Here is a 13519-nt window from a genome sequence, read left to right as displayed (position 1 = left end):
GAACTATTACCCCTCCGCGAGCATAAGTTGACCTTCTACACCCCAATTTCGACTGATAACAGCCCCGGCAAGTATAACAAGTATCCCGATATGGGTCATTATCCATCCGGCTTGGTGCGGGTAATATGGATAACGATTGAGAGTGCAGGCGGTCAAATTTATTGCGAGTAATCCAAGTAAAACATCGAACCAAATACTGCGATAGACATCCGCTTGTGCAAGCGGTGTACCAACAATCGATTCGTACATTGTACCAAATGTCATTGCGAGCGCAATGAGTACGAGCAACACAATCGTTATACTGAGCGCGGCGAGTGGTTGCAAAAACTTAGGTAACAACGAATCCTCCCAATCAAGTCAGAAAGGTATCAGCATCGCGGAAAAAAGGTTCGGTGGTTGAGCAACAGAATTGCGAGATGTGGATTGCAAGGTTGCGTAACCGGGAACTTCCGCCCCCCCCTTCCCCGGTCAACTTCTTTGTAAGAAGGACAATATAGAATAGCAGACAGATGTCTCCAAAAGCACAATCCTTCAAAAAGACTGCGTTGATGGCGAAATCGTTTGCATCAAATTACTAACAAACAGCGGTTTGCAACGACATAGCGAAGGGGCGAACGAGTCGCCCCCAACACCAATGTTCTTATGCTACATGACTGAACTATCCGTAGCGCATTTTTTGTACGCTGGTATAAAACGATTAGTTCCCGTACAAAGTGTCACTTGAGAAATCAGTCTCAGCCGCACGCTTTAAAGCTCGAGCCGCAACCACACGATTTCACCGCATTCGGATTCTGAATTTTGAAACCGCCGCCGATTAAATTCTCTTCAAAATCGATTACCGCCCCCTGCAAATAGCGGATACTTTCGCCGTCGACCACAATGTTCACGCCTTCTTTCTCCATCGTGACATCGCCTTCTTCCAGCGGTTGATCATCAAACATCAAACCATAGCTCATTCCCTTGCAGCCGCCGGCTTGAACAAAAACCCGCAACGGAAGGGAGTCGCTGCTATTCGATTCCTGCAATTTCTTTATCTGGTGAATCGCTTTCGGAGTAATCGTTAATACTTCGGTAGTGGTTTCCGGCGACATTACTGCTTCTGACATTTCTTCCTCTACAAATTTTCAATCCGTGCGAATACTCGCTATCCCCGATTACAACCCGTTACATGCTTAACAATAGCGGGTGAGAAGCGCGTTAAGTGATGCCGGTTCCGGTTGTCTCACTTGTTCGCGCGCGATTTGTAACAACTCGTGATGAGCCGGTCGTTGCTCGCGGTAAAACAATCCACGATACAAAGTTCCCTGCTCTGCCGCAATCGCAATCGCATTCGCGCGATTTTCCGTGGAATAACCATCAGGAAGCGGTTGCAGTGTCTGCTTATAAAGGTCAAACGTTACATCCTTGTTGAATGTTGGACAAGGCGAGAGCACATGCAAAAAACTGAAACCCTTGTGCAATATCCCTTCGCGGATGGTATTTGCTAACTCCTGCGCATAGGCAGTGAAACCGCGGGCAACATACGATGCTCCGTGAGCCAATGTCAATAACACCGGATCGAGCGGGGGTTCTTTTACTCCATAAGGCGCACTCGGAGTGATTTGCGAAATGGGCGTCGTGGGTGAACTTTGCCCTTTTGTTAAACCATAGATGCTGTTATCAAGCATTAAGTAAGTAACGTCGACATTCTTCCGAGCGATATGAGGTAAATGTCCGCCGCCGATTCCAATACCATCGCCATCGCCGCCGACGACAATCACAGTTAACTCCGGATTCGCCGCTTTGATTCCCATCGCGATTGGGAGTGCTCGTCCGTGTACGCCATGGAATGCATACGCTTTCACGAAATAGGGTAACCTGCCGGAACAACCAATACCTGAAACTAAGACGACTTTTTGCGGATCGAGTTCGAGAGTAGCCATCGCTTGATAAAGCGCCGACAACGCACCGTAATCTCCACAGCCGGGACACCAAACCGGTTGTGCGTTTTCAGCCCGGTAAGCGGACGGCTTGAGGGACGCCATGCAATTTTCCTTTTATGTTTTCAACGATGCGGTTGTGAATTTCACTGGCGGCAAATGGCACTCCAGCGCTCTTGCGAATAGAAACGGGAGTAAGGTTCGTTTGTGCCCGTAACAAGGTTTCCAATTGACCACTAAAATTTTCTTCGACTACGAACACCCGGGCAAAACAATCTGCCCACGCACTGATTTCTTCGATGGGAAACGGATTGATCCAACGAACATGAAAGTGACCGAATTTTTCTTCAAGGGTCAATTCCAACATCCGAATCGCTTCATCGACTACCCCGAAGGTCGAACCCCACGAAATAATGCCAATGCCGTTTTCAATCCCTGCGCGTTCCCAACCAAGTTGCCAAGCAGCGCGGGTTTTTACGACAGCGAGTTTTCGCTCACGTTTCGCTGCCATCCGTAGGTGATTCTCCGGTGTATAATCCGGTTGCCCTGCTTCGTTGTGCTCTAATCCGCCGACAATAAAGACCGGTGAAGCCGTTCCCGGTACTCCGTGCGGCGATACTCCACTTGCTGTGTCGCGATACCGGAGAAACGGAGTGTCATTTTCCGCGGCATCTGATGAGTCGCCAACTTGGGAGATTTCCGGAATCGATATTGCGCCACGGGAGACTGTTTCCAAACGGTAGCCTAACGATTGATCGGACAAAACAATCACCGGACATTGCACCAGTTCGGCAATCGTAAACGCTTCCGGCATCAAGGAAAACGCCTCAGTTACCGTTGCTGGAGCAAGCACGATGCGCGGCGATTCTCCCGGCGAACCATACAATGCATAGAGTAAATCGCCTTGTTCGGTTTTCGTAGGCATCCCCGTCGATGGACCAGCTCGTTGTACGTTAACAATCACGACTGGTACTTCCGCCATCACGCCCAAACTCATTAATTCGCTCATCAGTGCGAACCCGGGCCCGCTGGTGGCAGTCATCGCCCGCACACCCGCAAAACCAGCTCCTAAGCAGCTTGCCAGCGCCGCCATTTCATCTTCCGTCTGAACAAAACTACCGTCGAATTTCGGTAACTCCCTCGCTAACGTCTCTAAAATCGGCGTTGCTGGTGTTATCGGATAACCTGCGACATATTTGCAATTTGCTGCCAATGCTCCTAACGCAATCGCTTGATTTCCCGATAGCACTAACCGGTTTTCCGGGGATGGAGTGCCCTGCGGACGCAAATTGATGTTTTGCCCGGCAGCAAGTTCATAACCGATATGGATGGCTTTGGCATTGGCTTCCATCATCGTGGACGCTGCACGTTTGTTACCAAACTTTGCCGTAAAGATCGTAGATGCTAATTCCAACGGTAGACCGATGAATCTTGCAAGCACACCAACGACAACGGCATTTTTCGACATCGCCGCACCGACTTGCTTTTTTGCAATTTCGGTAAAGGGAATTGGAATCGCTTTGCCAGATTGAATTTTCTCAATCGCGATTTCCATCGGATCGAATACGATGTATGTATTCGGCGAAACATCGGCTCGACACTCATCGTATGCTTCTGCCGTCAAGCAAACCGCGATATCGAGTTGATCGCCTTGCGAGCCGACTTGAGCTTCGCTAATACGGAATTGATAGACCGCTAATCCGCCCTTGATCTCTGCCGGGTAGGTGCGAGAACTAAAAATGTGCCATCCGAATCGAGCCGATGTGAGGGTGAGGATTTCTCCCGCCGAAATAACTCCCTCGCCACCTTCTCCACCGATACGGATTGTTGTCGTTTGCTTCATGCGTATGTCAGGTAGGATTACCTAACCTCCAGTTTTTGTCAGGCAGGAGTGCCTAACCTTCAAATATTAATCGATGGATTTCATCATCGGTGACATGGCGAATAATCGCTTTCCGTGATAGATGGTTCGCTCCACCGCATACTCAATCTCTTGCTCAGTGGTCGACCATCCAACGGACATCGTTATCCCACCACTGCGTTGCTCTTCCGGGACACCTAACGCTTCCAATACATAACTTGCGCCAAGCTCCGGGCGAGCACACGCACTGCCCGATACACACGCAATATGGTCAGCGCCCAAGGAAAGCAATAGCGCCTCGCCCTCGACCCACTCCAAGCGAAAACTGCACAGTTGCGGCAATCGATTCGCTCTGTCACCTAACGAAACGAAACACGTTGGATCGCAATGGGAAAATCCCTCTCGCAGAATACTTTCCAACTTGTTGCGTTTTCGTGCTAAATCTTCACAGCGGTTTGATAACTCTTTTTGAGCGATCTCTGCTGCTACCCCCATCCCAATAATCGCGGGAATGTTTTCCGTGCCGGCTCGCATTTTCCGTTCTTGTGCGCCACCTTCGAGCAACGGTTCCAGCTCAATACTTTTGTCGAACCATAACGCGCCTGCACCGGGTGGTCCCCAAAACGCATTACTACCGATGGTATATGCCGATACACCTAACTCTGCAACATTCACGGGAAGGATTCCTGCAACACCACAACCATCACAGTGAAACGGAATGTTTCTGGCACGACAAAGTTCGGCGATTTCCCGCACCGGCTGTAGTGTTCCAATTTCAGTGTTAGCATGTTGTACGGAAACTAACGCCGTTTCATCGGAAAGCAACTCGCGCAGTTTGTCAAGTTGGATAAATCCGTTTGTATCTACTGGTGCATACAAAATGGTGTAGCCGTCCCAAGCCAAACGCTCCGCTGCCATTCGGATCGAAGGGTGATCGATGGCGCCGATAACAATGTGTTTCCCGCGCTCGCTCATCCGGGCAATCCCCTTTATCGCGAGGTTATTCGCTTCCGTCGCAGAGCTGGTAAACACTAACTCTATCGGATCGTATGCGCCAATTAAACGAGCAACCCCATCGCGGGCACGATTGAGCTCTCGTTGTGCCGATACTCCCCATGGATGTAAACGTGAGGAAGCATTACCGTAAATCTTTTCCACGGCGTGAGCCATCGCTTGCGCCGCCTCCGGCAATACCGGAGCTGCGCTGATCCAATCCAAATATGCGCTCTTCATGGATGATTATCTTGCATTGATTTGGACTATTGATTTGCGACGGCGTTTTGCTTTCGCATCAGCAGCAATTTGTTTCGTGAGCAATTCTGCTAAACTGGTAGCATTGAGTCGTGCCGATAACTCGTGAGTCGTCTCTTCGAGTAAATCGTGGACAGCACAGTGATCAGAACGCTCGCAGGGATTTCCATTCATTGTGCAATCCATAAGGGATAGCGGCCCCTCGATCGCCTCGACTATGTGCAAAACCGAAATCAAATCTGCTGAACGCTGCAGTGTCAGCCCACCACCAGCACCACGGCGCGCGCTCAACAATTGCGCTTTGGATAGTTGCGTAACTGTTTTGTGTAAAAATGCGGTGGGAATCTGTTGCCGTTCTGCAATATCGCGCGTAGTTACCGGCTCGCTCCCACCGAACCGCGCAACATCAATCATTACCCGGATCCCGTAATCCGCCTGTCGGGATAGTATCATTTTTTCTCCTGCACACCCGCTTTTACGTTTGGATTGGCGGGGACAAAAAAGACCAAAATAGTCTAATATCTACTACGAGAAAAGGGCCGACGGGGAATTGGGGGGGTATTCCCGTTCGTCGACCCTACTTCCCTGGGGGAAATTCAAGTCAGAAAGTTTTCAAGAGGGTTGTCAGTTGTCTGACGTGAAATTTTACACAAATTCAGAACATTATGCAAATAGACCATATCGCACTTTCGGTCAGTTATACATTGTTCAGAGAAAAATCGGCGTTATTTTTCCAGAGAGCCGTTCCTGATTGCGATTTTTCTTTAAAGGTTAGTAAAAAATCTTGCATTTTGAGGAAGCAGTGACAATATTTGCATTTTCAACTGATATTTCAACTCCGTGAGTAACAGCGTAACATTTTGTTTTTATGTGTTAAGAAGTGTCAGGAATTCCTTTTGCAATACGTTATTATACTTCTCTTGTTTTATGGTTCTCAACGATATTGTTGGGCGGGACCGCTATATCGCTACCCTACTGCGGATCGCGATGCCGTCCAAGCTCTCATAAGGTTAGGTGGAGAACCGGTATGTGGCAGTCGCATCGATTCGCTACTGCTTGAGTTTCCCAACCCATTTTCAGCACAAGCAGCTCTCCGGGAATATCCCGCCCTCAGTATAATTGCCGATTCTCCGTTCGATCTGTATGGCTCAGGACCAGTAGATACGGTCGATGAAGTGAATGAGTACCGAACTTTCAGCTTGGTGCAAGCAGAACTAACAAACTATGCACAGCTGTACCCGCTCATCGCCCGCATTGATACCATCGGTTACTCGGTTAACCACTTTCCACTGTTGCGTCTTCGCATCTCCGACAGTGTTGTGGTTCAGCGTGACATTCCCAGTATCCTACTTCTGGGAGGTACGCATGGGAATGAAGCAATTGGCGTCGAAGTTGTAATGGAATATCTCGCTTGGCTGTTTTCCCGGGTGAACACCGATACTTCGCTGCAGCGGCGATTACAACAAGTAGAATTGCATGTGATCCCAGTCTTTAATCCGGATGGTTACATCAATGGGATTCGCCATAATGCACATAACGTTGACTTAAACCGGAATTTTCGGTTTCACTGGGGATATGCCGCTGTGAATTATGGAAGTGCCCCACTCTCAGAACCGGAGAATTATGCGTTGGATTCGCTGCTCCGGGTCATTCAACCAGTAACCAGTATCAGCTATCACTCCTATGGCGAATTGATTCTTCGCCCGTATTCCTGGAACTCGCGTGAAGCGCCCGATAGTACGGTAACTCGCAGTGTTGCCAATCTCTACCGTAATACGATTACCCGCTATCAATCCATCCTCGGTGGACAGTTGTACTATCATGGTGGAGAGTTTAACGACCACACGATTTCGACCTTCGGGACAACAGGAATAACGGTCGAAGTTTGGCGCGGTCCGAACTATAATCCCCCCTCCGATAGTATCGCGAATGTCTGTATGATTCATCGCGCGGGGATTAATGCTGTACTCGACCGGGCAGCCGGCGGGCAATTCGTCGGAACGATCCGTGATCATGCCACTGGTGAACCAATCGGCAATGCGACGTGGGAGCTTTCGAGTCATTGGGATACGGGATATTTACCACGAATTGTTATGCAAGGTTCCGGACGCTTTCGAATGTTACGGGAACCGGGTACCATCACGATGCAAATTTCTGCGCCGGAGTATCAATCCCGCACAGTTACGTTACCGATAGTGTCTGCGAATGCGCCAACCTACCAAGACATCGACTTGGTAACGTCGTACAGTGCAATTCGGGGAGTTTTCGCTCTCTTCGGACACGATTCGACCGACTCGGTTTTTGCTCAATGCCAAGACCAACGGATTGCAATTGATTCGTCGGTAACATTTTACTTGACTCATCTAACGGCAGGGCTTGATACGTTTTCGGTTGCCGGGGTGCTGTTTGAAACAAACCGCCGTCCGGTGATTCTGATGCCGGGAGATACGTTGGGAGTATTAGGTTTTACAGTGAAACGGCTGCCGCCTGTGCTATCCGAACACGGGATGAACGGCAACGATCTCTTTTTTTCGTGGAATCCTCCGTACCTAAACCAAGAAGCAAGAACGATGATTCGCGGGTATTCGATAGAAAAAAACCATGAAGAATACGTTCCACTAACTTTCGATACCACTTACAGTGAACCATTTCTTCCAGGGGCAAGCGATGCGGTATTCCGTGTCCGAACGATCTACCATTCATGGGAGGCGTCAAGTTTTACCGATACCATATACTTTACTCGATCCAGCGAGTTTAGTGAGCATGAAACTCCAGGACAATTTGGGATCGGTTCTCCCTACCCAAATCCCTGCAACAATCAACTCAATGTTCCGTATCACCTTGCTCAAAATCAAGAAATGGATATTACTATTTACGATGTGACAGGACGTGAAGTAACACGAGATCGAGTGACCGGGAGCACGCTTGGCGTTTGGGTCTGGAAACCACAACCAATCCAAGCGTCTTCTGGGATATACTTCTTACATTGGAAATTGGAATCGACGCAGGGACACACTAAATTTGTTTTTTTACGATGAGTTCTAAACAATTCTGGAATTACTGGCGTAGCCAACTCTCGGCAATTTGCCTTCGTTCCTATGCGGACGACCCGGAAGGTGGAATTGGGTTGCCGATTCGTCGTTCTACCACCTACCGTTTTACGGAAGAATCACTGTCGAAGTATTCTTCCGGGCACGGGAGAGATATCTGGTTGTATAGCCGTTATGGCAACCCAACTGTTCGAGCAGTAGAGCGGAAGTTAGCAGCATTAGAACAGACCGAGGATGCGGTAGTCACTGCATCGGGCATGGCAGCGGTCAGTGCTGTTTTGTTTGCCTGCGCACAACCAGGTGAACGCTGGTTTGTAAGCAGTGAGTTGTACGGCGTAACCTACGCGTTACTCGAACAGGATCTCCGCAAAATTGGTGTTTCCATCGAGTACTTGACTCCGCACAATCCGTTGGAATGGCAACTCGCAGCGGAATCGGGTAAACGACCAACACTCTTTTACTTTGAAACTCTTTCGAATCCGTTAGCCCGACCAGCTGCGGTACCGGAACTCATCGAGATCGCAAAGTCAGTCGAAGCGGTTACGGTTATCGATAATACTTTCGCAACACCGTATCACTGTATTCCGTCATCGTTAGGTGCCGATTTTGTAATCGAATCCGGTTCAAAGTACTTGAATGGGCATAGTGATGTCATCGCTGGGGTTGTTGCCGGTACAACCGAAAAGATAACACCAGTTTGGAAACAAATGACCCGGTTGGGCGGCTGTCTCGATCCCAATTCAGCGTACTTGTGGGATCGCGGTCTCCAGTCGTTTCCGTTACGGATCGCTGCGGCAACCGCGAATGCTGAGATTTTGTCCAAACAATTTCTTGAACACCCGGAAGTCGAAACAATCAGCTATCCCGGCATTCAGGACACGGTTCCCGAATGGCTCGCGGGTGGCAGCGGAGTATTCTCCCTGCGCCTGCTTGGTGGCGACGAACGAGCAATGCGCTTTTTGTTCCGGTTAAAGACAATCGTTGCTGCAACCTCACTGGGCGGCACCGAAACATTGGCTAGTATGCCATCAAATACGTCGCATGCTGCCTTAACAGAAACACAGCGCACGGCAATTGGAATCCTTCCCGGTACCGTCCGCATTGCGTGCGGGACTGAGGATTATCAAGTATTAGTGCATGACATTGAGCAAGCTATCATTGAATCTAAAGAGTAAAAATACTATCATGCGCGGACCTTCGTCATACGACCGCACCCGTTCGATGCGCATCAATCGCGCATTGCGGAACATCTCATTATCTCTGGCGTTCATAAGTTTCGCATTTATGACTACAACGGGATTAATGATTTTCATGAATATCGCAAAAGTTCAGTGGTGGGAGTTTGCGATATCTGCGTTTGCATTTCTCGTATTCCTCAATCTTGGACTACACTTCCATGTCAGCTTCAAACGAAAAGACTAATGTCAGGATCGGATTAGCCGGTACCGGGCATCTTGGAACCTTTCACGGCAATTTACTTTGCACAACTCCCCAAGCGATATTTGTCGGCGTGTACGATGTAAATCCAGAAGCCGCCGCCGCCAAGGCAAAATTGTGGAATGTTCCCGTTTACGATAGTTATGAAGCATTGTTGCAGGATTGTGACGCGATCGATATCGTAGCGACCACTAGCGCTCACGAGGCGTTGACGCTTACCGCCTTAGCAGCCGGGAAACATGTCTTCGTCGAGAAACCGTTGGCACATTCAGTCGAAGCCGGAAAGCGGATGGTGGCGCAAGCCGATGCTTCTGGCTTGGTGTTGCAGGTGGGACATGTCGAACGTTTTAATCCCGCAGTACGCGCGTTGGATGGTATTACGTTAAAACCGATGTTCATCGAGTCGCATCGCTTGGCGCAGTATAAGCCGCGCGGCGTCGATGTTTCGGTTGTTTTCGATTTGATGATTCACGATCTGGATGTGATTCTCCATCTGATCGACGATCCGGTGGTTTCGATTTCTGCCAGTGGTGTCGCGGTGGTTTCCCCGTCGCCCGACATTGTGAATGCGCGGATCCAGTTTTCCAAGGGACAGGTTGCCAATGTAACGGCGTCCCGGTTGTCGCTCCACCCGATGCGCAAACTGCGCATGTTCCAGAACAGTAGTTATGTTTCGCTTGATTTTCAATCGGGACAAGCGGAGATCGTGTATTTGAAGGAGGATCATCCCGAATTCGCGGGATTCCCCCTGATGCCGATCCAATTGGTCAGTGGTGAAACGAAGACCATTGCGCGATTGCAGCCGGAAGCGCCGGAAGCGAATGCAATTGGCTTGGAGTTAGCTTCCTTCGTTAAAGCGATTCGCGGTGAAGCACCGATTGCCGTGAGCGGCGCTCAAGGTTTACGGGCATTGGAAGCCGCCCACCAAATCGAAGCGGCATTGCAAGCAAATGCAGCACTAAGTTAAGCGAAACTGTGGTGTTATGAAGTGGAAAGTACTATGGGAAGTGCCTTGGAACAGCATTCGCAGCGCAAAGTATCGTGCGTACTATCGCTGGTTGATTCCAGTGAAAGTGAAACGAGCGTTTAATTTGGTCAGTAAAGACTTACATATCATAACCCCATCTCACTCCTACGAATCGCGAAGTCAATTGTTGCATCGGGCAATCGACAGCATTCTTGCCCAAACTCCCCACGGACTAAAAGTACATCATCATATTGTTTTCGATGGAGATGCCCCGAACAAGATTCTGTTCACCGATTTGCCCGCTTGGTACAGTTATGAAATCATTTCTACTCCGCGTACAGCAATGTATGGCGCGCATCAACGCAATGTTGGATTAGAAAAAGTGAAAACAGGTTGGATTCTTTTTTTTGACGATGACAACGTAATCGATCCCAACTGTTGCAAGATCATCGAACAATACATCCATGCCGGGATAGGCGTATTGGTCTTTCGAGTTTGGCATGAAGAATTGAAGAAATATGTCCCGGAAGATTTAACCGCTGTTCCTAAATTCGTTGATATCGATTCACTCTCTTTCGTTGTAAACGCCGATATCGCACATTATGCCGAGTGGCAGCACAAGTACCATCACGACTATTTGTATATTCAGAATATCATTGGGATAGGTGAGTACTTTGGATTCCGTACTGTTGTCAACGATGACATCATCGGAATTCACTACTAAACGAAATGCGAATCCCCCCACCATAAAACGATTGATACCACACCCGAATATCGTTTGTTGGAAGGTACCGACATGATGAATAAAACATTACATATCGTCACCCCTTCTCATACATACCAACACCGAAGCCATATTTTGCATCGGGCGATCGATAGCGTACTCGCGCAAAAACCGCACGGTTTGCAAGTTAAGCACCATATCATTTTCGACGGAGAAGCGCCGGAAAATCTGCCTTTGCCTCCTCTTCCGGCTTGGTATCAGTATGAAATCGTTGCCACCGAACGAACTGCGGTTTACGGAGCCCATCAGCGTAATGTCGGTATCAGCCGATCGGACTCCGGTTGGGTTCTCTTTTTGGACGACGACAACACAATAACCGATGATTGTTGTTCAATCATCGAATCACGATTGCAGGAAGATATTGGTGTTTTGTTTTTTTGCGTATGGCATGCTGAACTGAACTGCAATGTTCCCGCAGATATGAATACGATTCCCAAGTATGGCGATATCGATTCGTTGTGTTATGTCATTCAGTCTCAGATCGCCAATTTGGCGGAATGGCAAGCACTCTATCACCATGACTTCTTATACATTCAGAATATCGTTAGCATTGCAGAACACCTCGGCTATAGAATTGTTCACTATGAAGACGTCATCGGAACTCACACGTAGGTTTCATCATGTTGTCTCAAAGATTCAGTAAGCGATTGCGAACATATTATCGATGGCGATTCCACTCAATCCTGAAGCGGACTGCTCGAATCGTCGATAAAACGCTTTATATAATCACTCCGTTTACCGGCAATTCGGCGGACCGAGCAAATTTACAATCCGGAGTCGCGAGTATTATCAAACAGCAACTGTGCGGTTGGCGGGTAATACTTCTCGTCGTTTGTCCTCACGGCACAGATATAAACGATTTACCGTTAGTACCGGATTGGTTGGAAATCAAGGTCATTGAACAGAAAACAGGAAAGACATCGGTTGCGTCGTTGCGGAATTTTGGAATGAGTATAGTCGAATCGGGATGGATCATGTTTGTAGATTGTGAAAACCGATTAGCAGAAAACGCCTTACAGATGATTACCGAATCGATTTCTGCTAACTGTGGAGTATTGTTATTCCGGGTATTTGATGCAGTCAAGGATAAAACTAAACCTGCGCTGGAATCTACTTCTCCACGGATCGGAGATATCGATTCGATGGGCATCGTTATCAACGCCGACTTAAAGAAGCAAACCCTCTGGCAACCGAAACAAGAGTCCGAGTATTTCTTCTTCCAAAATGTATCTTCTATGTCAACACACTATGGGTATCAAAACCTATTTCTACAACAAGTAATTGGCAGCCGGGTTGACTCAGATAAACTATCCATAGATCAATAACAACAACTACTCATCGTAACGAACGTAGAGGATTCTCTTACTGTGCGAGCGATTCGCTTTGTTGTACTACAAATGCTTATCCGTTCAAAGTAGTGCCGTAGCTTGTTCCAGGATTTGGCGTTCAAGTGAACAGTTGACTACCGCTTTGCATGCTGCCATGGAATATCACGGCGACCACAAACTTTTTACTTCCTGCATTCGACAAACAACGACTCAAAGGGATACGGATCGAAGAGATGGGTCTCGCGCAATTCTGGACAATGCGATTGACCTAGACGAGACTCCCAAATATCCGTAAAACCGGCAACTGACAGCATCCGCAATAGTTTTGGAACGGTAAACCAATTGATGTGATCTGCTGGATAATCGTATTGCACCGCCATCGATACCTGCTTACAAAAATACTCGTAAGCCTCCTCCTCGGACATCGTTCGGAAGATTTCAGCGATTGCTTGGTCTGTGAACTTTTTACCACGGTTATCGGGGTGATTCAGTGTTAAAGAAGTTGCAAACTTTTCAAGAAGACTTTGTTCGACTGTAGATGCGTTGTGAAACTTAAAAGTATCGAGTAGATAGTACTTATCACCCCGTTGGTACGCCTCATAGTAGACATGCATATCCGGCGCAACAATCCGGAAATGTCCGCCCGGCGCAAGAATTCTGAACACCTCGGCAAACAGAAACGCGACATGTTCATCGGGTAAGTGTTCAATTACATGGGAACAATATGCGATTGAAAGGGAATTGTCTGCGACTGGAATCGGTTTCCCCGACATTAAATCGTGAGCGATATCGATATTGTCGCGTTGGTTACGGGCAAATCCCTCAAATGCAGTGGGGTGGTCAAGGTTATGCCAGTAAGGATGTCGGAAATCATTGGAGCCAATGTTTAAATACTTAGGGTTACTCGGTCGAGCCGTTACAC

The 13519-nt window shown here is 48.3% G+C and carries 14 protein-coding genes; 7 read left to right on the top strand and 7 right to left on the bottom strand.

Annotated features, from left to right (window positions below):
* Positions 1 to 6: 6 nt before the first annotated feature.
* The 6 genes from OEM52_09595 to OEM52_09570 form a co-directional block, all read right to left on the bottom strand.
* The gene (locus OEM52_09595; protein MDK9700384.1) at positions 7 to 339 is read right to left on the bottom strand and encodes a cytochrome c biogenesis protein ResB; all 333 of its coding nucleotides are present in this window, start codon (positions 337 to 339) and stop codon (positions 7 to 9) included.
* A gap of 395 nt (positions 340 to 734) precedes the next feature.
* Positions 735 to 1106, bottom strand: a complete 372-nt coding sequence (gene erpA / locus OEM52_09590; protein MDK9700383.1) for an iron-sulfur cluster insertion protein ErpA — start codon at positions 1104 to 1106, stop codon at positions 735 to 737.
* A 66-nt stretch (positions 1107 to 1172) separates the two neighbouring features.
* Positions 1173 to 2024 (bottom strand): thiamine pyrophosphate-dependent enzyme, encoded by an 852-nt coding sequence (locus OEM52_09585; protein MDK9700382.1) that lies wholly within the window; start codon positions 2022 to 2024, stop codon positions 1173 to 1175.
* Positions 1990 to 3762: a 2-oxoacid:acceptor oxidoreductase subunit alpha gene (locus OEM52_09580; protein MDK9700381.1), complete on the bottom strand. Its 1773-nt coding sequence runs from the start codon at positions 3760 to 3762 to the stop codon at positions 1990 to 1992. Before OEM52_09580 ends, OEM52_09585 begins: the two co-directional genes overlap by 35 nt.
* Positions 3763 to 3828: 66 nt before the next feature.
* On the bottom strand, positions 3829 to 5013 hold the full coding sequence (locus OEM52_09575; protein ID MDK9700380.1) for a cysteine desulfurase: 1185 nt from the start codon (positions 5011 to 5013) through the stop codon (positions 3829 to 3831).
* A 6-nt stretch (positions 5014 to 5019) separates the two neighbouring features.
* On the bottom strand, positions 5020 to 5484 hold the full coding sequence (locus OEM52_09570; protein MDK9700379.1) for an Rrf2 family transcriptional regulator: 465 nt from the start codon (positions 5482 to 5484) through the stop codon (positions 5020 to 5022).
* Between the two features lie 443 nt (positions 5485 to 5927).
* Here OEM52_09570 and OEM52_09565 point away from each other — a divergent pair, with 443 nt between their 5' ends.
* The 7 genes from OEM52_09565 to OEM52_09535 all read left to right on the top strand — a co-directional run bounded on the left by OEM52_09565 (position 5928) and on the right by OEM52_09535 (position 12594).
* A complete protein-coding gene (locus OEM52_09565; GenBank protein MDK9700378.1) occupies positions 5928 to 8069 on the top strand; it encodes a DUF2817 domain-containing protein in 2142 nt (713 codons plus the stop codon).
* Positions 8066 to 9256 (top strand): aminotransferase class I/II-fold pyridoxal phosphate-dependent enzyme, encoded by a 1191-nt coding sequence (locus tag OEM52_09560; protein ID MDK9700377.1) that lies wholly within the window; start codon positions 8066 to 8068, stop codon positions 9254 to 9256. The genes OEM52_09565 and OEM52_09560 overlap by 4 nt, the downstream gene beginning before the upstream one ends.
* A gap of 10 nt (positions 9257 to 9266) precedes the next feature.
* Positions 9267 to 9503, top strand: coding sequence for a hypothetical protein (locus OEM52_09555; protein MDK9700376.1), 237 nt, complete (start codon positions 9267 to 9269; stop codon positions 9501 to 9503).
* On the top strand, positions 9478 to 10485 hold the full coding sequence (locus OEM52_09550; protein MDK9700375.1) for a Gfo/Idh/MocA family oxidoreductase: 1008 nt from the start codon (positions 9478 to 9480) through the stop codon (positions 10483 to 10485). Before OEM52_09555 ends, OEM52_09550 begins: the two co-directional genes overlap by 26 nt.
* 16 nt (positions 10486 to 10501) lie before the next feature.
* Positions 10502 to 11209 (top strand): glycosyltransferase family 2 protein, encoded by a 708-nt coding sequence (locus OEM52_09545; protein ID MDK9700374.1) that lies wholly within the window; start codon positions 10502 to 10504, stop codon positions 11207 to 11209.
* Positions 11210 to 11281: 72 nt separating this feature from the next.
* On the top strand, positions 11282 to 11881 hold the full coding sequence (locus tag OEM52_09540) for a glycosyltransferase family 2 protein (GenBank protein MDK9700373.1): 600 nt from the start codon (positions 11282 to 11284) through the stop codon (positions 11879 to 11881).
* Between the two features lie 8 nt (positions 11882 to 11889).
* Entirely contained in the window at positions 11890 to 12594 is a 705-nt protein-coding gene (locus tag OEM52_09535) for a glycosyltransferase family 2 protein (protein MDK9700372.1), read from the top strand.
* A gap of 185 nt (positions 12595 to 12779) precedes the next feature.
* On the opposite strand, the gene OEM52_09530 is transcribed toward OEM52_09535, so the two are convergent.
* On the bottom strand, positions 12780 to 13519 hold a 740-nt coding region (locus OEM52_09530; protein ID MDK9700371.1), incomplete at its 5' end, for a methyltransferase domain-containing protein.

It is taken from the genome of bacterium, assembly GCA_030247525.1.
GTDB lineage: Bacteria > Electryoneota > JAOADG01 > JAOADG01 > JAOADG01 > JAOTSC01.
The sequence above is the reverse complement of the archived record's forward strand: the minus strand, read 5'-3'. Positions and strand labels throughout refer to the sequence as shown.

Bases quoted from the DNA above. Each gene is read 5' to 3' on its own strand.
- erpA (MDK9700383.1), bottom strand. From the start codon at position 1,106: ATGTCAGAAGCAGTAATGTCGCCGGAAACCACTACCGAAGTATTAACG.
- OEM52_09585 (MDK9700382.1), bottom strand. From the start codon at position 2,024: ATGGCGTCCCTCAAGCCGTCCGCTTACCGGGCTGAAAACGCACAACCG.
- OEM52_09580 (MDK9700381.1), bottom strand. From the start codon at position 3,762: ATGAAGCAAACGACAACAATCCGTATCGGTGGAGAAGGTGGCGAGGGA.
- OEM52_09575 (MDK9700380.1), bottom strand. From the start codon at position 5,013: ATGAAGAGCGCATATTTGGATTGGATCAGCGCAGCTCCGGTATTGCCG.
- OEM52_09570 (MDK9700379.1), bottom strand. From the start codon at position 5,484: ATGATACTATCCCGACAGGCGGATTACGGGATCCGGGTAATGATTGAT.
- OEM52_09560 (MDK9700377.1), top strand. From the start codon at position 8,066: ATGAGTTCTAAACAATTCTGGAATTACTGGCGTAGCCAACTCTCGGCA.
- OEM52_09555 (MDK9700376.1), top strand. From the start codon at position 9,267: ATGCGCGGACCTTCGTCATACGACCGCACCCGTTCGATGCGCATCAAT.
- OEM52_09550 (MDK9700375.1), top strand. From the start codon at position 9,478: ATGTCAGCTTCAAACGAAAAGACTAATGTCAGGATCGGATTAGCCGGT.
- OEM52_09545 (MDK9700374.1), top strand. From the start codon at position 10,502: ATGAAGTGGAAAGTACTATGGGAAGTGCCTTGGAACAGCATTCGCAGC.
- OEM52_09540 (MDK9700373.1), top strand. From the start codon at position 11,282: ATGATGAATAAAACATTACATATCGTCACCCCTTCTCATACATACCAA.
- OEM52_09535 (MDK9700372.1), top strand. From the start codon at position 11,890: ATGTTGTCTCAAAGATTCAGTAAGCGATTGCGAACATATTATCGATGG.